At 69.0% G+C, this 20,693-nt stretch carries 21 protein-coding genes; 11 read left to right on the top strand and 10 right to left on the bottom strand.

Annotated elements, in window-relative coordinates; genetic code table 11:
* Positions 1-56 precede the first annotated feature (56 nt).
* Entirely contained in the window at positions 57-977 is a 921-nt protein-coding gene (gene mshD, locus J2X34_RS12985) for a mycothiol synthase (RefSeq protein WP_429517638.1), read from the bottom strand.
* Positions 978-1,745 carry a winged helix-turn-helix transcriptional regulator gene (locus tag J2X34_RS12980; protein ID WP_114720795.1) on the bottom strand — a complete coding sequence of 256 codons (768 nt, stop codon included), beginning with the start codon at positions 1,743-1,745 and terminating at the stop codon, positions 978-980.
* 142 nt (positions 1,746-1,887) lie between these two features.
* Between J2X34_RS12980 and J2X34_RS12975 the strand changes: the two genes are divergently transcribed.
* From J2X34_RS12975 to J2X34_RS12950, 6 genes are all read left to right on the top strand, one after another.
* A complete protein-coding gene (locus J2X34_RS12975; RefSeq protein ID WP_174908352.1) occupies positions 1,888-2,670 on the top strand; it encodes an LmeA family phospholipid-binding protein in 783 nt (260 codons plus the stop codon).
* Positions 2,667-3,152, top strand: a complete 486-nt coding sequence (locus tag J2X34_RS12970; protein ID WP_429517635.1) for a thioredoxin family protein — start codon at positions 2,667-2,669, stop codon at positions 3,150-3,152. The genes J2X34_RS12975 and J2X34_RS12970 overlap by 4 nt, the downstream gene beginning before the upstream one ends.
* The gene (locus J2X34_RS12965) at positions 3,082-3,261 is read left to right on the top strand and encodes a putative leader peptide (protein WP_368077031.1); all 180 of its coding nucleotides are present in this window, start codon (positions 3,082-3,084) and stop codon (positions 3,259-3,261) included. The genes J2X34_RS12970 and J2X34_RS12965 overlap by 71 nt, the downstream gene beginning before the upstream one ends.
* A gap of 138 nt (positions 3,262-3,399) precedes the next feature.
* Complete coding sequence (locus tag J2X34_RS12960) at positions 3,400-3,870, top strand: DUF4395 domain-containing protein (protein ID WP_429517632.1); 471 nt, start codon at positions 3,400-3,402, stop codon at positions 3,868-3,870.
* Between the two features lie 91 nt (positions 3,871-3,961).
* Positions 3,962-4,795, top strand: coding sequence for a sulfurtransferase (locus J2X34_RS12955; RefSeq protein WP_107984510.1), 834 nt, complete (start codon positions 3,962-3,964; stop codon positions 4,793-4,795).
* A gap of 5 nt (positions 4,796-4,800) precedes the next feature.
* A complete protein-coding gene (locus J2X34_RS12950; protein ID WP_114720781.1) occupies positions 4,801-5,106 on the top strand; it encodes a DUF1416 domain-containing protein in 306 nt (101 codons plus the stop codon).
* Between the two features lie 128 nt (positions 5,107-5,234).
* On the opposite strand, the gene J2X34_RS12945 is transcribed toward J2X34_RS12950, so the two are convergent.
* Positions 5,235-6,533, bottom strand: a complete 1,299-nt coding sequence (locus J2X34_RS12945; RefSeq protein WP_429517630.1) for a cutinase family protein — start codon at positions 6,531-6,533, stop codon at positions 5,235-5,237.
* 302 nt (positions 6,534-6,835) lie between these two features.
* Between J2X34_RS12945 and J2X34_RS12940 the strand changes: the two genes are divergently transcribed.
* Positions 6,836-7,504 (top strand): FABP family protein, encoded by a 669-nt coding sequence (locus tag J2X34_RS12940; RefSeq protein WP_429517865.1) that lies wholly within the window; start codon positions 6,836-6,838, stop codon positions 7,502-7,504.
* 515 nt (positions 7,505-8,019) lie between these two features.
* Here the strand turns inward: J2X34_RS12940 and J2X34_RS12935 are convergent.
* The 6 genes from J2X34_RS12935 to J2X34_RS12910 all read right to left on the bottom strand — a co-directional run bounded on the left by J2X34_RS12935 (position 8,020) and on the right by J2X34_RS12910 (position 16,080).
* Positions 8,020-8,709, bottom strand: a complete 690-nt coding sequence (locus tag J2X34_RS12935) for a hypothetical protein (protein ID WP_429517628.1) — start codon at positions 8,707-8,709, stop codon at positions 8,020-8,022.
* 321 nt (positions 8,710-9,030) lie between these two features.
* A complete protein-coding gene (gene cydC / locus J2X34_RS12930; protein ID WP_429517626.1) occupies positions 9,031-10,758 on the bottom strand; it encodes a thiol reductant ABC exporter subunit CydC in 1,728 nt (575 codons plus the stop codon).
* Entirely contained in the window at positions 10,748-12,493 is a 1,746-nt protein-coding gene (gene cydD, locus J2X34_RS12925; protein WP_114720770.1) for a thiol reductant ABC exporter subunit CydD, read from the bottom strand. The genes cydC and cydD overlap by 11 nt, the downstream gene beginning before the upstream one ends.
* Positions 12,490-13,527 carry a cytochrome d ubiquinol oxidase subunit II gene (gene cydB / locus J2X34_RS12920; RefSeq protein ID WP_114720767.1) on the bottom strand — a complete coding sequence of 346 codons (1,038 nt, stop codon included), beginning with the start codon at positions 13,525-13,527 and terminating at the stop codon, positions 12,490-12,492. Before cydB ends, cydD begins: the two co-directional genes overlap by 4 nt.
* Positions 13,528-13,536: 9 nt before the next feature.
* The gene (locus J2X34_RS12915) at positions 13,537-15,054 is read right to left on the bottom strand and encodes a cytochrome ubiquinol oxidase subunit I (RefSeq protein WP_429517623.1); all 1,518 of its coding nucleotides are present in this window, start codon (positions 15,052-15,054) and stop codon (positions 13,537-13,539) included.
* Positions 15,055-15,210: 156 nt separating this feature from the next.
* Complete coding sequence (locus J2X34_RS12910; RefSeq protein ID WP_429517621.1) at positions 15,211-16,080, bottom strand: aminodeoxychorismate lyase; 870 nt, start codon at positions 16,078-16,080, stop codon at positions 15,211-15,213.
* An 85-nt stretch (positions 16,081-16,165) separates the two neighbouring features.
* Here J2X34_RS12910 and J2X34_RS12905 point away from each other — a divergent pair, with 85 nt between their 5' ends.
* The 4 genes from J2X34_RS12905 (at position 16,166) to J2X34_RS12890 (ending at position 19,305) form a co-directional block, all read left to right on the top strand.
* Complete coding sequence (locus J2X34_RS12905; protein WP_429517619.1) at positions 16,166-17,296, top strand: YgfZ/GcvT domain-containing protein; 1,131 nt, start codon at positions 16,166-16,168, stop codon at positions 17,294-17,296.
* The gene (locus J2X34_RS12900) at positions 17,293-17,955 is read left to right on the top strand and encodes an MOSC domain-containing protein (RefSeq protein WP_429517617.1); all 663 of its coding nucleotides are present in this window, start codon (positions 17,293-17,295) and stop codon (positions 17,953-17,955) included. Before J2X34_RS12905 ends, J2X34_RS12900 begins: the two co-directional genes overlap by 4 nt.
* Entirely contained in the window at positions 17,952-18,905 is a 954-nt protein-coding gene (locus tag J2X34_RS12895) for an asparaginase (protein WP_114720755.1), read from the top strand. The genes J2X34_RS12900 and J2X34_RS12895 overlap by 4 nt, the downstream gene beginning before the upstream one ends.
* Before the next feature lie 184 nt (positions 18,906-19,089).
* Positions 19,090-19,305 carry a DUF3073 domain-containing protein gene (locus J2X34_RS12890; RefSeq protein ID WP_114720753.1) on the top strand — a complete coding sequence of 72 codons (216 nt, stop codon included), beginning with the start codon at positions 19,090-19,092 and terminating at the stop codon, positions 19,303-19,305.
* A 261-nt stretch (positions 19,306-19,566) separates the two neighbouring features.
* Here J2X34_RS12890 and purM read toward each other — a convergent pair whose 3' ends face one another.
* Positions 19,567-20,646: a phosphoribosylformylglycinamidine cyclo-ligase gene (gene purM, locus J2X34_RS12885; protein ID WP_114720750.1), complete on the bottom strand. Its 1,080-nt coding sequence runs from the start codon at positions 20,644-20,646 to the stop codon at positions 19,567-19,569.
* Positions 20,647-20,693 lie beyond the last annotated feature (47 nt).

Raw genomic sequence — 20,693 nt, 5'->3', positions numbered from 1 at the left:
CGAGAGAAATCTTCGGAGGGGATCGTCACACCCACCCGAACCTGCACGAACAGCCGTTATCGGGACGGGGTGGCGTACGCGACGTCGACGTGGAACCGCTCGAATGCGAGCCGCTCGTACGTGTGCAGCGCCGCGGTGTTGTCGCCCTCGACGTACAGCAGCACCGTCTCCAGGCCGCGGTCGCGCAGGTAGTGCAGCCCGGCCAGCGTCAGCACCCGGCCGAGGCCACGCCCCTGCGCGTCGGGGCCGACGCCGACCACGTACACCTCGCCGAGCGCCGGGGTGTCGTTCTCGGGTGCGTGCACCTTGGTCCAGTGGAAACCGAGGAGGCGGTTCGGGTCCCCCGCAGCCCCCTCTGCCGGGTAGGCGAGTAACAGCCCCGCCGGATCGAACCACGGTTCGGCGCGGCGCTCGTCGACGTCGCGCTGCGTCCAGCTCCCCTGCTCGGGATGCCACGCGAAGGCGGCGGCGTTGACCCGCAACAGCTCCGCGTCGTCCTCCGGTCCGCGATACGTGCGCAGCGTGACCCCGTCCGGCACGACGACGTCGGGCAGTTCGGGGGTCGCGAGCGGCCGGCGCAGCTGCAGCAGCTCACGTGCGCCGACGAGTCCGAGCCGGCGCGCGACCGCGACCGCGGCGGGGTGGTTGCCGTGCGCCCACACCCGGGTGCCGGGACCACCGGCCTCCAGAGCCTCGGCCACCAGCCGTCCACCGATCCCGGCCCCGCGCTCGGCGGGGTCGACCACGACCTCCGCCATCGCGGGATGCTCACCGTGACCGGGCTCGAGTTGCGCATACCCGACGACCCGACCGTCCGAGGTGGACACCAGGTGGCGGACCGAGCCGGCCGCGGTGAGCGCGCGCACGGCGTGCTCGGACACCGGCGCCGTACCGTCCGCCGCGGTGGCCCGTTCGATCATCGCCCGCACGGCCTCCGCCGGCGGTGAATCGATCCAGTCGAGCTGCTGCGTGGCCATCTAATACGCCGATCCGTTGGTGGGAGTGAGGTCGGGGTCGTCGGAGTCGGCGTCGCCGAGGTCGTCCGCGGCGGCGGCCTGCCCGGGCCGGTTCGACGGCCGCGCGGGACGCACGGCCTTGTAGCCGACGTTGCGGACCGTGCCGATCAGCGACTCGTACTCCGAGCCGAGCTTCGCGCGCAGCCGTCGCACGTGGACGTCGACCGTGCGGGTGCCGCCGAAGAAGTCGTAGCCCCACACCTCCTGCAGCAGCTGCGCTCGGGTGAACACCCGACCGGCGTGCTGCGCGAGGTACTTGAGGAGTTCGAACTCCTTGTAAGTCAGATCGAGGGGACGACCCCGCAGTCGTGCGGTGTACGTCCCCTCGTCGATCACGAGCTCGCCGAGCGTGATCTTGCCGGCGGATTCCGGACTCGCCACACCCCCGTTGCGGCCGACCAGCAACCGCAGTCGCGCGTCGAGTTCCGCCGGGCCGGTGGTCGGCAACAGAATGTCGTCGAGACCCCAGTCCGAGTTGACGGCCACCAGGCCGCCCTCGGTGAGGACCGCCACGACCGGGACCGCCGACCCGGTGCTGCCGAGCAGTCGGCACAGGCCGCGCGCGGCCGCGAGGTCGGTGCGGGCGTCGACGAGCGCCACGTCCGCGGATCCCGCCTCCAGCAGGGACGACACCTCCGTCGGAGCGGGGCGAACGGAATGTGACAGCAGCGCCAACGAGGGCAGCACCGCCTCGGGGTTCTGGTCGGAGGTCAGAAGCAGTAGCTCCACTCCACCTCCCTCTCTCGCGGCACGAATGCCGGCGGAAGAGCCGACACCGAGTGGACCGACGTTCTTGTTTCGGGGACAGATTAGCGCGAGTTTGCGCAGGACCGCCGCACCGGTCCTCGGCGAGGCCGGTAAGAATGATGTGGTGCGGAAACTCATCATCGGACTGGTGTGCCTCGTCGGACTCGTCGTCGTCGTCGACTTCGGCGCTGCCGCCTACTCCGAATACCGCGTCTCGCGCGCGCTCCGCGAGGGCGGCTCCCTCACCGCCGATCCCGAGGTCACCATCCACGGTTTCCCGTTCCTCACCCAGGCGCGGAACGGCAAGTACGACAACGTCGAGGTCCGCGCCCGGCAGGTGCCGAACGACATGATCGGCGAGGTGACCATCGAGGCGACCCTGAACGGCGTGTCGGTGCCGGCGTCGGCCCTGCTCGACGGCTCGGTCCGCACCGTCCCGGTCGATCATCTCGACGGCCGGATGATGATCGACGCCACCGACCTGGGGCGGTTCCTCGGCATCCCTGACCTGCAGGTTTCCGCACCTCCGGCGAGCAAGTCGGACGGCACCGGGGGTTCCGGCGGCTCCGGCTCCCCCACCACCGGCGGGATCGTGCTGACCGGCACGGTGCCGGTGGGTCCGCTGCAGACGTCGGTGAGCGTGCAGGCCGACCTGGTGCTGCGCGGCGAGCAGTTGGTGATCGTGGCGACGGACTTCTATTTCGGGCCGGAGGGCGAGGCCGACTTCACGGTGCCCGCACCGCTCCGGCAGGGGGTGCTCGACCTGTTCACCAAGACGATCGATCCGCAGTCGCTCCCGTTCGGTGTCATGCCCACCGAGGTCTACGCGGAGGGCTCGCAGATCGTCATCGAAGGGTCCGGCGACAACGTCGTCGTCAACCTCGACGAATTGAAGACGAAGCAGTGACCGCAATCACCATCCTGGTCATCGCGGTCGTCGCGACGCTCGCCGTCGGGCTGATCCTGCGCGGCCGCGCCGGTAAGGTCCGCGCATCCACGCCCGCCCCCACGGCCGACGCGGTGGACGACGCGTGGACCGCACAGCTCGCCGCGGCCGGCGTGACGGCCACCGGGCGACCGATCGTTCTGCACTTCTCGGCCGACTGGTGCGGGCCGTGCGCCGCGGTGCGCCGCGTGATCGGGCAGGTGCTCGAGCGCCTCGACGCCGACACCGACGGCTCACCCGACTCCCCCACCGCCACCGGGGTGGAGCTCGATATCGACGAGCACCCTTCCCTCGCAAAGACACTCGGTGTCCTGTCCCTGCCGACGACGTTCATTCTCGACGGAGCACTGGTCGAGCGCTTCCGAATTTCCGGTGTGCCGTCGGCCACGGACCTCCAGTCGTCGATCGAGACCCTCCTCACATCCGGGGATTCAATTTCCTGAGAAACCGGGTACGCTGCACCACGTGTACGCCAACCATGAGCTGATGCTCACCCGTCGCCGCGCAGTCGATCTGTGCCGCCTCGGTGGTTGTTGCTGTCCCTGCTGTTGATCACGCAGACGGTCGATCTTTCTTCCCAGCGTTCTCGCTGACGGACCCGTCGGTGATCGGTGAAACCCCGAAATCCGGTCCCTGCCGCGTTCCCACGTCGGCATGTCAGCACTCGGTAGCCCGCAGGAGCACTCCCAGATGTCCACTCCCACACTCCAGAACCAGCAGGTCGACGTCCGCGGTCCACGCTTTGCCGCATGGATCACCACCGCTGTCCTCGTCGCGGTGCTGGTGCTGTCGACCGTCTCGACCCTCGCCGCCGGCCTGCTGCTGGCAGCACAGGCGGTCGTGTTCGCGATCGGTGCCGTCGCCGGCCCGCGTCGCAGCCCGTACGGGCGGCTCTTCGCGACGCTGGTCGCGCCGCGTCTGAGCCCCACCGTCGAACGCGAACCCGTCGCACCGTTGCGGTTCGCGCAGCTCGTCGGCCTGGTCTTCGCGGCTGTCGGCACCGTCGCGTTCCTGCTCGGCGCCGGCCTCGTCGGCGGAATCGCCACCGGCTTCGCACTGTTCGCGGCCCTGCTCAACGCCGCGTTCGGGATTTGCCTGGGCTGCCAGATCTACCCGCTCGCCACCCGCCTGCGCGGCGGCGCGACCCCCAGCGCGGCCTGAGCCGCAGTACTTCGCTCCACCCGTGCGGGCCCTCAACCGCACAGCACTCCCACGCTCCACACACGCCGTTCCCACACCGAAAGGACAACCCATGGCTCGCTCCGACGTCCTGGTCTCCGCAGACTGGGCAGAGCAGAACCTCAACGCTCCCAAGACCGTCTTCATCGAGGTCGACGAGGACACCGCCGCCTACGAGAGCAGCCACATCGAGGGCGCGATCCGGCTCGACTGGCGCAAGGATCTGCAGGACGGTGTCCGCCGCGACTTCCTGAACCAGGAGCAGTTCTCGGCTCTGCTGTCCGCCAAGGGCGTCGCCAACGACGACACCGTGGTCCTGTACGGCGGCAACAACAACTGGTTCGCCGCCTACGCGTACTGGTACTTCAAGCTGTACGGCCACCAGGACATCAAGCTGATCGACGGCGGCCGCAAGAAGTGGGAACTCGACGGCCGTCCGCTGTCGAGCGAGACCGTCACCCGTCCGGCCACCGAGTACAAGGCCGCCGCGGCCGACACCTCGATCCGCGCGTTCCGTGACGACGTGATCGCCGCGATCGGTTCGGCGAATCTGGTCGACGTCCGCTCCCCTGACGAGTTCTCGGGCAAGATCCTGGCCCCGGCGCACCTTCCGCAGGAGCAGGCGCAGCAGCGCGGCCACGTCCCCGGCGCCATCAACATCCCGTGGAGCACCACCGCCAACGAGGACGGGACCTTCAAGTCCGACGAGGCCCTCGCGAAGCTGTACGCGGACAAGGGCTTCGACGAGACCAAGGACACCATCGCCTACTGCCGCATCGGCGAGCGGTCGAGCCACACGTGGTTCGTGCTGCAGGAGATCCTCGGCAAGCAGAACGTGAAGAACTACGACGGCAGCTGGGTCGAGTACGGCTCACTGGTCGGCGCACCGATCGAGTTGGGAGCATAAGAGATATGTGCGGAGCACCTGTTCAGACCCAGACCCTGCCCGCGGGCGTCGACGTCGAGAAGGAAACCGTCATCACGGGCCGCGTCCTGGCCGCTGACGGCCAGCCGGTGGGCGGCGCGTTCGTGCGCCTGCTCGACGGCACCGACGAGTTCACCGCCGAGGTCGTCGCGTCCGCGACCGGCGACTTCCGTTTCTTCGCGGCCCCCGGAACCTGGAAGGTGCGTGCACTCTCCAGCTCCGGCAACGGCGACGTGACGATCAGCCCGGACAGCGCCGGCGTCTACGCCGTCGACGTGACGGTCGCCAAGTAGATCCAGACCCTCGAAAGGGGCGCCACTCCTGTTGGAGTGACGCCCCTTTCGTCGTCCGACGGCGGCCACTGCGCGAGGCCTTCGACGCCGTGTGCCGGTCCGGCGGGTGGGACCGGAGCTACCAGTAGTCAGGAACCGGACGACAGCGACGAGCCGGTCGATCCGCCGGACGTCGGGGTCACCGGCGCGTCCTCGCGTGCGAGACCGCTGATCCAGTCGACCACCTTCTCGCTGTCCCAGTACCAGGGGTCGTTCGGGTTGGAGTTCCAGTACAGGATGTGCTGGATGAAGCCCAGGAAGATGTACGGCTCCACGATCAGGTTCACGACGCCGCGGTTGTCCTCGACGAAACCGGCGCCCTCGGCACGCAGCTTCGCGCGCACCACGTCGGCGCCCGGGCCGCGCGCCCAGTCCACCATCGCGGCGACGCGCTCCGGCGTCGCCTCCGCGGCCGCCGCGTCGTCGCGGTAGGTCTGGTCGGCCACCTTGCGCAGCACGTCGAGCAGGGACTCGTCGGAGGTGAACCAGTCGTCCCGCGTGACGATGTGCGCGATGGTCCGCGCCGACATCTCGGACATCACTCGACCGAAGTCGGCGAACGTCTGCACCGGATTGAGCACCGTGAACCGCATCTGCCCGAGCACCCCGAGCGCGAGTTCGAGGACCGCGATCTCCGGTGGGGCGTCGCACGCGATGTCGTACGGCCGGCAGGCGTACAGGATCTTGCCGTCGAGGGCGCCGTAGTCGGCCGGTTCCGACGACATGAATCCGCCGCCGCGCGGTCCGGGCGCCCCCAGCGACGGGGTGCCGGCGGGACGGTACGGGTCCCCGACGAGCGCAACCCCGGCGATATCGTCGGCGGTGACGGTCGCCGAGCCGTCCCGGTGGCCGAGTTCGCGGGCGACGCGCTCGGTGACCTCGGCGCCGACGCTGTAGCCGAGCAGCACGAACTGGGTCGCGTCGCCGCACTGCGTCTTCTTCTCGTCCAGAATCCGGTTCATCGACGCGACACCCGCCGCCACCGAGTCCTGATAGGTGGGCACGTCCTCGAGCAGACCCAGCCCGAATGTCGACGGGTACGGGACGTACATCCAGCCCACCGTGCCCGGCTGATCCCGATTCGCCTCGCCGAGCGGGACGGTGATGTTGGGGAGCCAGTTCGACCACGGCACCCGCTCCCCGTCGTCGAACGGGTCCCGATCCACCGTCGAGTCACCGGCGCCCGACACCGCGACCACCAGGACGTCGGGGCAGCCCCCGCCGAAGTTGTTCGGGTCCTTCACGGGCGGGCGCAGCGACCCCGAGCCGGATCCCCCCGAGCCCCCGGCCCCCGCGGAACCTTCTGCCACCGCCGGACCCGCGCAGACCAGCAGCGTCACCGCCGCGATCACCCCGCCGACCGCGGACACGATTCCTCGACGAGCCATCGACACCTCCGACCGTGCGCACCCCCGCAGGCGTGACAGTTCGTGATTCGTTCGCGATTCCGCGAGCACCGTATACCGCAAATCCGGTACGGATCGGGAATCGACAAGATCAGTGCCCGGAACCGCCGCGTTGCTGCCGATTTCGAACGCCTCGGGGGTGCGGTCTAAGATGGGCGCGTGGTCATCTTCTTCGAGGTTCTCCTGGTTCTTGCCGCCATCCTGATCACCTGGTTCTCGCTGTACGTCGTGTACCGGTTGGTCACCGACAAGCCGTGAGTCAGGATCCGGACGCGGGCTCGGAAATGCAGCCTGACGACACCGAGTCGCACGTTGCTCGTGGCAGCGGCGACCGCGCGGTCGCGGGTGCCGTAGAGCGCGCGAAGGAAACGGCGGGACGCAACATCCCGACGCTGCCCGATCTCCCCCTGCCCGAGGACACCGCGAATCTGCGCCTCGGGCCGGACCTGCATCCCGGATTGCTCGCACTGCTGCCGCTGGTCGGCGTGTGGCGCGGCGAGGGTGAAGGACACGATCCGGAGACCGGCGACTACCCGTTCGGTCAGCAGATCGTCGTCTCACACGACGGCGGCAACTACCTGGCGTGGGAATCCCGTTCCTGGCGCCTGGACGCCGACGGTCAATACGTGGGACCCGGTCAGCGCGAGAGCGGCTACTGGCGCGTCGCCGGTGACGGCATCCCCGGCAGCACCAACGAAGAGGTCGTCGAGCTCCTGCTCACGCACGCCTCCGGTGTGGTCGAGCTGTTCTACGGCCAGGCTCTCACGCAGTCGTCGTGGGAACTCGCGACCGACGTCGTGATCCGCAGCGAGTCCGGCGAGCTGATCGGCGGCGCCAAGCGTCTGTACGGCATCGTCGAAGGCGGCGATCTGGCCTACGTCGAGGAGCGCGTCGTCGCCGACGGCCCCCTCGCGCCGCGGTTCTCCGCGCGTCTGTCGCGCTACATCGGCTGAGACAGCCTCATACACAGCAACGACCCCCGGGCCCGTCCACTGACGATGCCCGGGGGCTTCGTTTGTCGTGGGTTTCCGATCTGGACGTGACCGGAGAGCTCGGGGGTCGGGTAGCTGCCTGGGATTCGCCAGCCGCGAGGCGGTCAGTGAATTCCGAGAGCATCGTGGCTAGGTGACAGCCACCTCACGTGTCCGTTTGTCATTCAACTCCAGACCACCTCCTTCCTCGTGTACGCCCGAAGCTACGCCCGGTCACGGCGCTCGGCAACAGTTTTTCGGTCGAAGGTGCCCTCAAGCGCAACGAAGCGAGCCCCGCCCCGGAGATGTCCAGGGCGGGGCTCGTTTTCGAAGTGCTCATGGGAGTTCACGGCACGGATTCACGCGCGCAGCGTGCCGACGATTCCCGTTCGGGATGGACTAGCTGATGACGATCAAAGCTCTCTTCGACAATGCCGATGCGGGCAGGGCTACCAGCATGCGCTGGTAGCCCTGCCCGCATTCTTGCCGGAGCCGAGTCAGCTCAGGTTGCCGAGCACATTGCCCAGGATTCCGCCGACCACGTTGCTGATCGAACCCTGCGGATCGGTGATGGATCCGAAGACCTGGCCCGATCCGGTGTTCACCGAACCGAAGCCCAGATCCTCGAGGCTGCCCGAGCCGGCCTCGACGGGGTTCGGCGGACGAACGGTGACGCACACGCCCATCGGGTTGATGTTCCAGTCACCAGCAGCGAGCACGATGTTGGTGCCGGCGCCGCTGTCGAGCTTGGAGCCGACCGTGGCGTTATCCGGGACCTTGTAGGTGGTTTCCAAGGCGATGACTCCGCCACCCGCGGTGGTCCACCCGCCACCCTTGGCGATGACGGCGTTGTTGCCCACGACGGCGGTACCGGTGACGTCCGTCCACTGCTGATTCCCGATAGCCCATTTGACGTTCAGACGAGCCTTCACCAGCTGGAAACCTGCCGGGTGGAAGTCACGGATCTGGTCGACGAGCGCCCCCGAACCGGACACCTTGGTTAGGTAGGTGACGGTGCGCCCCGGTGCGACCGTGCCGTCGCCGACAACCTCCTTGCTCACGGTGTACGGAGTCCCGAGCGAGCCGGCCCAACTGTCGGTGACCGACTGGCTGAGCGCGCATGCGGGCGCGGCCTGGGCCGCCGACGCTCCGAGTCCGACGGTAACGCCGGCGGCGAGAAGGGCCACAGAGGCGGTTGTGGCTACGGCGTGGCGTAGTGAGCGGCGTGACATGTAGATGCTCCTTCGATCGTTCCTGAGGGGAGGCAGTTCTATGTAGAACGCGTTTCAATTTAGACCGTGAAGTCACGGCAAATCGCCCATACAGCAGTGAAGACGATCACATACTAACCGGTTTTTCGGACGTTCGTCCAGCAGGGCAGTTACGAGGTGGCGCAACAACTTTTGGGTTCACCGACCTGTAACGGCGCGGCCGGTAGCCGCGATTGGCCGAACAATTAGAACGCGTTCCACATCTGGGTGCCGCGCTTGCCGACGCGTCGTCCGTGGTCAGGCGGGCCGAGCCGAGTCCAGACCCGCGGACTCCCTGACACAATCCACATCCCGGCCGATTCCGTTACCGACGGTCACGATGCCATCGGCGCGGGCGTCCGGCGGCAACTGGTGCGTAACGAGGACCACGGTCCGTTCCCGATCGACCAGCCCACATTCCCGGTCGAGCAGGGCCCGCTGGATCCTCGCGCCGTCCGCCGCGTCGAGGTGCTCGGTGGGCTCGTCGAGCAGCAGCATTCGCGCAGGGGAGACGAGCGCGCGGGCGAGCAGCAGGCGTCGGCGCTGGCCACCGGAGACCGCCCGAGCCCCACCGCCCAGCGACGTGTGCACGCCACGCGGCAACTGCGCCACCCACTCCCCCAGCCCCACGGTGCGCAGCGCCTCGAGCGCGGTGTCCTCGTCGAGGTCGCCACGGGCGACACGCAGGTTCTCGAGGACCGACGTGTCGAACAGATGGGCGTCCTCGGCGAAGAACCCGATCTCGTGGCGCAGCGCGTCGGGCTGGAATCGTGCGATCGGTGTGCCGTCGAGCGACACGGTGCCGTCGACCGGCGGCAGCAACCCGGCCAGGGTCATGAGCAGCGTGGTCTTGCCCGCACCGCTCCCGCCGACCACGGCGACACGCGCCCCCGGGGACAGATCCAGATCCACGGGCGCGGTCACCCTCTCGCCTCCCGGCCACCCGCACCGCAAGCCCTCGGCACGAACCCGTCCGGGACCCGATGGCACCTCGGCGCCCTCGGGCAGCGGCTCACCGGCCCGATCCAGCAACGCCAGGATCCGACCCGACGCGATCCGAGCCCGGGTCAGCGCGAGCGCGGCCGCCGGCAGGGCACCGGTCGCCTCGAATGCGGCGAGCGGCACGAGCACGAGGATCGCCAACGACATCGGCGTCATCGCGCCCGGCGTACCACCGTCCGGCCCGTACAGCGTGATTCCGATCAGCAGCGACCCCAGCACACTGGCCCCGATCGCGAGCGGTGTCGCGGCGGCGGCGAACGCCGAGGGCCGGGCGGCCCGGTCGGTGGCCCGAACCGCGTCGTGGTTGGTGGCCTCCGCACTCGCGAGGACGTCGTCGAGGCGTCCGGCCACCCGCAACTCGGCGGCATGGTCGAGTGCGGTCACCGCGGTCTCGCTGAACAGTGCCGTCGCGGCCGCGCTGCGGGACTCCGCAATCCGAGCCGCGCGCGCCGACAGCCACGGCGCCAGCACCCCCGACAGGGCGAGAGCGACGGCGAGAACCAGCGCGGCGGCCGGTGAGATCAGCCCGAGCACGACGACGGCGGACAGTGCCATGATCGCCGCGACGGCGATCGGGATCAGCGCCCGCACCACGACGTCGCCGAGTGCGTCGACGTCGGCACCGGTCCGGGCCAGCAGGTCACCGCGCCGGAGTCCTGCGGCGGCCGCCGGATCACCGTCCGCGAGGCGGCGGTAGATCTTCGTCCGGGCCGACGTGGTGCCGCGCAGCGCGGCGTCGTGCGTCGCGAGACGTTCGAGGTAGCGGAAGACGCCGCGAGAGATGCCGAGCGCACGCACCGCGACCACCGCGACCGTCAGATCGAGCACGGGCGGCATCTGCCACGCCTTCGTGATCAGCCACGCCGACAGCGCCGCGAGCGCCAGCGCACTGCCCAGCGTCGCGACACCCGCGGCGATCGCGGCCAGCACGCGCCGTGGCTGCAGATCCAGCAGCCGTATCGCCCGCACCAGGTCACGATTCATGGTGCTGCGCTCCCGCGTCCTCGTCGGCCACGACGTCGTGTCGGGCCGCCACCTCGGTCACCTGGTCCCCCGCCGCCAGCACGGTCGGGCGATGTCCCACGACCACGACGGTGCGGCCGTGGCGGGCGAGCTCACGTAGCGAGTTCAACACTGTCCGTTCGGTTTCTTCGTCCAGGTGCGCCGTCGGCTCGTCGAGCAACAGCACCGGCCGCGACGACACCAACAGCCGGGTGAGGGCCAGTCGCTGGCGTTGACCGAGCGACAGCCCCAGTCCCCCTGCACCGACGACGGTGTCCCATCCGCGCGGCAGTTCCGCGAGGACATCGTCGAATCCGGTTGCCCGGCATGCCTGCTGCAATCGCTCGGCGTCCGTGTCGACGTCGCCGACGAGGGCGAGATTCTCGGCGAGGGTGCCCGGGACGATCACGGGGTGCTGGGGCAGCCACGCGATCTGTGCCCACCATCCGGCCGGGTCCAGGTCACGGACGTCGGTCCCGTCGATCCGCACCGATCCGGCGTCGGGCTCGGTCAGTCCCAGAACCACCTGCAGGGCAGTGGATTTTCCGGACCCGTTGGCACCGGTCAGCACGGTCACGGCGCCGGGCAGGCACCTCGCATCCAACCGGTCCGGCGCCGTCCCCGACCGGGACCGCACGCTGACGCCCGCCAGTTCGACGACGGCACCCTCGGCCACCACCGCGCGAGTGCCGGTCGGCCGCTGTTCCGCGGCCTCGTCCAGCACTCCGAACGCCTTGGTTGCGGCAGCGACACCGTCCTCGGCGGCGTGGAACTGGGCACCGACCATGCGCAGCGGCAGGTAGACCTCGGGCGCGAGGATCAGCGCGACGATGCCCGGCTCGAGTTCCATGTTGCCGAAGACCAGACGCAGGCCGATGCTGACGGCGATGAGCGCCACCGACAGCGTCGCGAGCAGTTCGAGCACCATCGACGACAGGAACGCGACCCGCAGCGACGACATCGTGGTCTTGCGGTGCGCGTCCCCGAGTTCGCGCACCCGCGTCGCGGGGCCGTGTTCGCGGCCGAGCGCCCGCAGCGTCGGCAGGCCTGCCAACAGGTCCAGGAGCTGCCCCGACAGGCGCGTCAACGCGGCGAGCGTCTGCTCGGATTTCCCCTTCGTGAGCAGGCCGATCAGGATCATGAACACGGGGATGAGCGGCAGCGTGATCACGACGATCATCGCCGCCGTCAGGTCCTGCATGACGATCACCACCAGCGTCGCCGGGGTGAGCGTCGCCGCCAGGATGAGCGCGGGCAGATAGCCCGTCAGATACGGCGCCAACGCGCGAACCCCCCGGGTGAGCACGGTCGCGATCTCGTCGCGGCGCGGGTCGAGGGTGCGCGGCGGCATCCGCACGGCCGCCTGCAGGACCTCGACCTCGAGTTCGGCGACCACCCGGTTGGCGGAGCGGTGGGCGTACCGCGCGTGCAGCCAGGCCGCCAGGACCCGCACGGCCACCGCCGCGGCGAGCCACATCAGGTCGGTACGCCAGTCCGCGAGGCTGCGCCGATCGGAGGTGATCACCCCGGCCAGGATCGTGCCGATAAGCACGGCCGAGACGATCACCATCGCGACGTTGATCGCGGACAGGACGACCGTGAGGATCAGGTAGCCGCGCGCCGACGCGGAGTACTTCCACAGGCGGGGATCCACCGGACCCCCGCGCCGCCCCGCCCGTCGACTCGATCGGGCGGGGCGATCGATACCAGTACTCATCCGACCTTCGTAGGTCCAGCCTTGCGGGGCAGCCCGATCGACGGCGGGATGTGCTTGGTGGAGATCCGCTTACGGAACACCCAGTACGTCCAGCCCTGGTAGCACAGCACGATCGGCGTGAGAATCACTGCCGCCCAACTCATCACCTTCAGGGTGTATGGACTCGACGACGCGTTCTCGATCGTGAGGTTGTACGCCTCGCTCGTCGTCGACGGCATCACGTTCGGATACAGCGACGCGAACAGCAGCACCACGGTGGCGATCACCGCGAGCGTCGTGAACGCGAACGCCCAGCCCTCGCTCTCGGCCCTGGTCAGGAACACCACCGCGATCACGGCAATTGCCGCGAGCGCCACCAGGATCCACGTCCAGCCCTTGCCGTGGGCCAGCTGGGTCCACAGCACGAACCCACCGGCGATCGGGACCGTCGGAATGGCGAGCTTTTTCGCCAGGTCCGCGGCATCGATCCGCACGTCGTCGGCGGTCTTGAGGGCGATGAACACCGCGCCGTGCAGTGCGAACACCAGCGCCGTGGTGATGCCACCGAGCAGCGCGTACGGGTTGAGCAGGTCGAAGAAGGTTGACGTCACCTTCTTGTCCGCGTTGATCGCGACACCGCGGACGATGTTCGCGAATGCCACACCCCACAGCACCGCCGGCACCCAGGAGCCGATCATGATGCCCCAGTCGGCACGACGCCGCCATTTGTCGTCGTCGATCTTGCCGCGCCACTCGATCGCGACGATTCGCAGGATCAGCGCCACCAGGATGATCAGCAAAGGTAGATAGAACCCGGAGAACAATGTCGCGTACCAGTCGGGGAACGCCGCGAACAGCGCACCACCACCGACGATCAACCACACCTCGTTGCCGTCCCAGACGGGCCCGATCGTGTTGAGCAGCACGCGACGACGGTTCTCCGTCTTGCCCAGGACGGGCATCAGCATTCCGACACCGAAGTCGAACCCCTCGAGTACGAAGTACCCGACGAAGAGCACCGCGATGAGAATGAACCAGAATTCCTGCAGTCCCATGACGGTCTCCTAGTACGCGAACGACAGTTGCTCTTCGGCCTCCGGCTCGCCCGGTTCTCCCGGGCCGCCGGCCTTCGGCGCGGGCCCTCGACCCGGCGGATGCAGGTCGTGCGGCGACGGTCCCTCGATCGCGTACCGACGGATCAGGTAGAACCACACGACACCCAGCGCGCCGTACAGCAGCGTGAACACCACGAGCGAGGTGACGACCAGCCCGGTCGGGTGATCGGAGACACCCTGATCGACGGTGAGCCGGATCAGGTCGACGCCGGTCGGGTTGGGATGCACCACCCAGGGCTGACGGCCCATCTCGGTGAAGATCCAGCCCGCACTGTTCGCGAGGAACGGCATCGGAATTGCGATGAGGCACAACCACTTGAACCAGTTCTGGTCCGGGACTCGACCCTTACGGGTGACCCACAGTCCGGCCAGCGCCAGCGCCAGCGACCCGGCAGCCAGACCGATCATCGCGCGGAACGACCAGTACGTGACGAACAGGTTGGGACGGTAGTTGCCGGGACCGAACTGCTGCTCGTACTGCACCTGCAGATCCTCGACGCCCTGCAGTGTCACGCCGCTGAACTTGCCCTCGGCGAGCCACGGCAACACGAAGGGCACCTCGAGCACGTGCGTGACACCCTCGCAGTTGTTGTGGGTACCGACGGTGAGGATCGAGAAGTCCGGATCGGTCTCGGTGTGACACAACGACTCCGCGGACGCCATCTTCATGGGCTGCTGCTGGAACATCAGCTTGCCCTGGACATCGCCGGTGTAGACGATCCCGATGCCGGCGATGATCATCACCAGCATGCCCATGCGGGCCGCGGGCCGGAACATGTTCCGCGCGTCCTGGACCAACGTCTTGGCGTCCTCCGGCGCCGCGGTCTTGGACTTGCGCATGTTGCGCACCATCCACCAACCGGCGATCCCGACCACGAACGTTGCGGCGGTGAGGAAGCCACCTGCAACCGCGTGAAGGTACGCCGCGATGGCCGTGTTGTTGGTCAGCAGGGCCCAGATGCTCTCGAGCTCGGCGCGTCCGGTCTCCGGATTGAAACGCGCGCCGACGGGGTGCTGCATGAACGAGTTGGCGACGATGATGAAGTACGCCGAGGCGTTCACACCGATCGCGGCCAACCAGATCGTCGCGAGATGGACACCCTTGGGCAGGCGGGTCCAGCCGAAGATCCACAGGCCGAGGAACGTCGACTCGAGGAAGAACGCGACGAGACCCTCGAGCGCCAGCGGAGCACCGAAGACGTCGCCGACGAAGCGGGAGTACTCACTCCAGTTCATACCGAACTGGAACTCCTGCACGATGCCTGTCGCGACACCGATCGCGAAGTTGATCAGGAAGAACTTGCCGAAGAACTTGGTGAGGCGATACCAGTGATCCTTCTTCGTGATCACCCACATCGTCTGCATGATCGCGACCAGCGGGGCCAGTCCGATCGTGAGGGGAACGAAGATGAAGTGGTAGACGGTGGTGATTCCGAACTGCCACCGGGAGACATCCAAGACATCCATGGCTACTCCGAAAAGTCGGCCCGTAGGACAGGCTTCGGGGTCGAGACGTGGGCGTCCGCTCGATCCCTGTTCACAAAGCTACTGCGGGCAGAAGCTCCCCGCAGCGGATTGCTACTACGGAATGTAGTAGACCTTCCGGTCGGCGCCTAACCCGATCTAGTCCGACCCCACCGTCTCGACCGCCAACTGGACCATCGAGGCCACGTCCTCGGCCGCCGGCGACACCGGCAACGAGAGCCCGTCGAGGGCGTGCACCCGCGCCGCCAGGGTAACACTCGAGACCAGCCAGATTCCCTCCGCGACAACAAGATCCACAGGGTTCAGAGGTTCGTACTTGCACGTGTATCCCTTGGCCCCGGCGACCTCGAACAGGGCCCGCTGCGTGGTGCCCGGCAGGATGCTGTGCTCGGGCGGCGGAGTGATCAACGTCTTACCCCGGGCGATCACGACCGTCGACCGGGGACCCTCCAGAATTCGTCCTTCACTGCTCGTGAAGATGACGTCGTCGACACCCTGCGCCTGGGCATGCCTCAGGGCTGCCATGTTCGTCGCGTACGACAGAGTCTTCGCCCCCGCCAGCTGCCACGGCGCCGACGCCGCCAGGTCGACCGAGTACCCGCGCGGCAGCGTCATGACGGAGACCCCGTCGCGGCGAGCACGCAGAACACGCTCCGCGACCGGACCCACCGACACGAACGCGGTGGCCGGTCCCCCGGTCTCCCGGCCACGACTGAGCAGAAGACGCATCCAGCCTTCCCGGTCGCGTCCCCACTCCCGGGCCGCCGCCTCGACGGCGCGGCGCCACAACCCACGGCCCGGCAGGGGCAACTCGAGGGCGGTCGCCGACGCCTCCAGACGATCCAGGTGCAGCCCGACCTTGCACGCCCGCCCGTCGCGGACCAACAGCGTCTCGAACACGCCGTCGCCGCGCACCACGGCGAGGTCGTCCACGTGCAGGAGCGGGGCGTCGGCGTCGCGCACCTGCCCGTCCAGTGTCACCAGCACCTGCCCACCCTGCTCAGCCATGCCGCCCACCATAGTCAGAACTCGGCGCGACCAGCAGTTCCCTGCGTCACGCGGCACCGTCGCTCACCGCTCCTAGAATGGGGCCGTGGCCGACACTCCGCACGTTGCACCCAGTCCACTTCTGTCCACGCCCGGCGCGGTCCCTCCGCCCGAGGGCTCACCGGATGCCGGCGTCGCATGGCACTACGGCGATCCGTTCGCCGAGCAACGCGCCGCGGTCCGCTCCGCAGCCGTCGTCGACCGCTCCCACCGGTTCGTCATCGCGATCTCCGGCGACGAGCGGCTCACGTGGCTGCACACCATCTCCAGCCAGCACGTCGCCGCGCTCCCGGACCGGTCCAGCGCCGAGAACCTGAGCCTGGACATCAACGGCCGCATCGAGCACCACTTCGTGCAGACCGACATCGACGGCGTGACGTGGATCGACACCGAGGCCGACCACGGCCCGGAGTTGCTGACCTTCCTGCAGAAGATGGTGTTCTGGTCCAAGGCCGATCCGCGCGACGGCAACGACATGGCCGTGCTGAGCCTGCTCGGCCCCGACGTCGCATCCTCCCCCGCCTTCCTGGAGGCGCTCGGCGTGCCGGTACTGCCCGGCGTGTACGACGCGGTCCCGCTGGCCGGCGGCGGATTCGTGCGCCGGATGCCGTGGCCCACCGTGGACTCGTTCGACCTGGTGATCCCGCGCAGCGAACTCAGCCGCTGGTGGACCGTCCTCACCGCGGCCGGCGCGCGTCCGGCCGGCTCGTGGGCGTTCGAGGCCCTGCGGGTCGCCGCGCTGCGCCCGCGGATCGGCGTCGACACCGACGACCGCACCATCCCCCACGAGGCCGGCTGGATCGGTGCGCCGGCCGAGCACGGCGCCGTCCACCTCGACAAGGGCTGCTACCGCGGCCAGGAGACGGTGGCCCGGGTCCACAACCTCGGCAAGCCGCCGCGCCACCTCGTGCTGCTGCACCTCGACGGCTCCGCCGAGGGTCGCCCCGAGGCGGGCGAGTCCGTGACCGCGGACGGGCGCACCGTCGGCCGCGTGGGCACCGTCGTCGACCACTTCGAGTGGGGACCGATCGCGCTGGCGCTGGTGAAGCGCACCGTGCCCGTCGCGACCGCGCTCGTCGCCGGGCCGTGCGCCGCCTCGATCGACGCGGACTCGGTGCCGCGGCACGACGAGGTGCAGGCGGGCCGGGCGGCCGTCGACCGGTTGCGCGGCCGGTGACGGGCGCGTCGACCGGCCGCCTCGATGCGGTGTGCGTCGTATTCGCCGACCGCGACGCACCCAGCAAGCGGGCGCCGCGCACGGCCATCGACAAACGGCCCGTGACGGGCCCTGTGCGCGTCGAAACCGGCGGGGTGACCGGAGACCACGTCTGCGACACGAAGTTCCACGGAGGGCGCGACAAGGCGGTCTACGCCTACTCCACGGAAGAGGCCGAGCGTTGGGCGTCGGAACTGGGCCGGCCCCTCGCGCCGGGCTGGTTCGGCGAGAACCTGCGCGTGGTCGGCGTGCCCACCACCGACGCGGTGATCGGCACCCGCTGGCGCATCGGCGACGTCGAACTCGAGATCACCGAGCCGCGCGTGCCGTGCGGGACGTTCGCGCACTGGTCCGGCGAGCCACGGTGGGTCAAGCGGTTCACCGAACGCGCCGACGTCGGCGCGTACATGCGGGTGCTGACCCCCGGCCGCATACAGGCCGGCGACGCCGTCGAGATCCTGTCGGTGCCCGCACACGGGGTGACCGTCCGCGACGTGTTCGTCGGCGACGACGCCGCCCGGCTGGCGCGCCTGCTCGCCGAACAACCCGATCTCGCGGACACGGTCGAAGCCCGGGTCCGCAAGTTCCTGAACCGTCTGGAAGAGCAGGTGCCGTCGTGAGCGTCGAACTGGTCGAGGTCGTCCGATCCGGATTCCGCGAGTGCGTGCACCGCGGTTCCCTGGTGGTGCTCGCGCCGGACGGAACCAGCACGCTGACCCTCGGCGAGGTCCACACGCCGATCTACCCGCGGTCGTCGAACAAGCCGATGCAGGCAGTCGCACTGCTCCGCAGCGGGTTCGTGCCCGAGTCCAGCGAGCAGCTGGCGATCGCGTCGGCGTCGCACGAGGGCGAGCTCGCGCACGTCGAACTCGTCGAGCAGCTACTCGACCGCCACGGCCTCGAGGAGCGGCAGCTGCAGTGCCCTCCGGACCTGCCGGCGAACGAACTGGCGCGCGCAGAGGTGCTCGCGGCGGGCCGGCCGCCCCGAACGGTCTACATGAACTGTTCGGGCAAGCACGCGGCCATGCTCGCGGCATGCGCGGCCAACGACTGGCCGATGGACACGTACCTCGACCCCGCCCACCCGCTCCAGCGCACCGTGATCGGGACCATCGCCGAACTCAGCGGCGAACCCGAGACCGAACTCGGCATCGACGGCTGCGGGCTGCCGATCATTCCGGTGTCGCTGACCAACCTCGCGCGGGCGTTCTCCCGCCTGGCTACGGCCGAACCCGGATCGGCCGAGCGATCCGTCGCCGACGCGATCCGCGCGCACCCGCACCTCGTGTCGGGCACCGGTCGCGACGACGCCCGCCTGATGCCGGCGGTGCCGGGGCTGCTGTGCAAGGCCGGCGCCGACGGAGTCCATGCGGGCGCGCTGCCCGACGGCACCGCCTTCGCGTTCAAGATCGACGATGGGCACGAGCGGGCCCGGCTGCCGTTGACCGCAGCGCTGCTCCACCGGCTCGGCGTGACGTGGTCGGAGGACCACGCCGCACTGGCGTCCCAGCCCGTCCTCGGCGGCGGCGCCCGAGTGGGGACGATACGCGCCGTCCCAGGTGTGTTCTAGCCTGCAGAAATTCGCCATCACTCCAGCTCACGGGCCCTCTGAGACAAATCAGACACCACCGGGAACCATTCGTGGAGGCGGAAGCGACATTTGCACGCTAGAGTGTGGGTCAGGAAAACATCAACACTCACGCGGGGCCGCCAAATTCCCCAGGCCGCCCCGCGAAAGCGCGAGGGGGTCAGCCATGGGCCGCGGCCGGGCTAAGGCAAAGCAGACCAAGGTTGCACGGGAGCTCAAATACAGCTCTCCGTCCACGGATTTCGACAGCCTGCAACGAGAGCTCTCGAGCGGCGGTGGATCCGGCTCGTCCCGTAACGGCGGAGTCATCGCCGACAAGCGCTCCGACGAGGACAACCGCCCTCCCTGGGAGGACGACGACTACGACGATTGGCGTCGTTGACTGTCGTCCTGACCCAGTCGGACAAACGCGAATGAGGGGGAGCCCGACCGGCTCCCCCTCATTCGTGGTATCTCCGTGAGGACTTCGCGGCCTGCCCGCGCGTGCAATGCCGTCGCATCTCCGGCATCCCAAGTGCACGTCTGGCGCCTCTGGCATCTCCGGCCCTAACCGGCCGACACCGCCTAGAACGACGTCGTCCCCGGAACCTCGTGGAGGTTCCGGGGACGACGTCTAGGTGCGGTCCCGGCTCGGGACGGCCGCTCAGAAGCGCGGGTGATCGCCCAGCAGCAGGGCGCGTGCGGCGTCGGCGTCCGATGCCTTCTTGACGCTGCCGAGGGTCCAGCAGTCGATGTGGCGGGCCGTGAGCACCGCCAGGGCGCGGTCCACGTCCTCGGGCGCGACGATCGCGACCATGCCGACGCCCATGTTGAACGTCTGCTCCATCTCGGCGCGCTCGACACGACCGCGCTGCGCGATCATGGTGAACACGGGAGCGGGGCTCCAGGTGCCACGGTCCAGCTCGGCGACGAGGCCCTTGGGCATCACGCGCGCGAGGTTGTTGGCGAGGCCGCCACCGGTGACGTGGCAGAACGTGCGCACGTCGGTCTCGGCGGCCAGCGCCAGGCAGTCCTTGGCGTAGATCTTGGTGGGCTCGAGCAGCTCCTCGCCGAGGGTACGGCCGAACTCGTCGACGTGCCCGGTCAGCGACATGCGGTCGATCTCGAGCAGCACCTTGCGGGCCAGCGAGTAACCGTTGGAGTGCAGACCCGACGCGCCCATGCCGATCACGACGTCGCCCGGGCGGACACGGTCCGGTCCGAGGACCTGGTCGGCCTCGACGACGCCGATACCGGTGGCGGACAGGTCGTAGTCACCGTCGGCCATCACCCCGGGGTGCTCGGCCGTCTCGCCGCCGAGCAGCGCGCAGCCGGCCTGGATGCAGCCCTCGGCGATGCCGCCGACGATCTCGGCGACCCGCTCGGGGACGACCCGGCCGACCGCGATGTAGTCCTGCAGGAACAGCGGCTCGGCGCCGCACACCACGAGGTCGTCCACGACCATCGCGACCAGGTCGAGGCCGACGGTGTCGTGCTTGTCCATGGCCTGCGCGACGGCGAGCTTGGTGCCGACGCCGTCGGTGGACGCGGCGAGCAGCGGCTCCTTGTATCCACCCTTGAGGGAGAACAGGCCGGCGAAACCACCGAGACCACCCATGACCTCGGGGCGGCTGGCCTTCTTCGCCAACGGGGCGAACAGTTCGACTGCCCGGTCGCCCGCTTCGATGTCCACTCCGGCGGCGGCGTACGAAGCGCCCTGCGTGCGGGTACTGTCCTCGGTCATTGGGTTCTGGCTCCAGCCTTGATACTCGGTGAACGTCTCAACTGCAG

This window comes from Rhodococcus sp. BE178 (genome assembly GCF_050433545.1).
GTDB lineage: Bacteria > Actinomycetota > Actinomycetes > Mycobacteriales > Mycobacteriaceae > Prescottella.
This window is presented reverse-complemented; position numbering and strand designations above follow the sequence as displayed.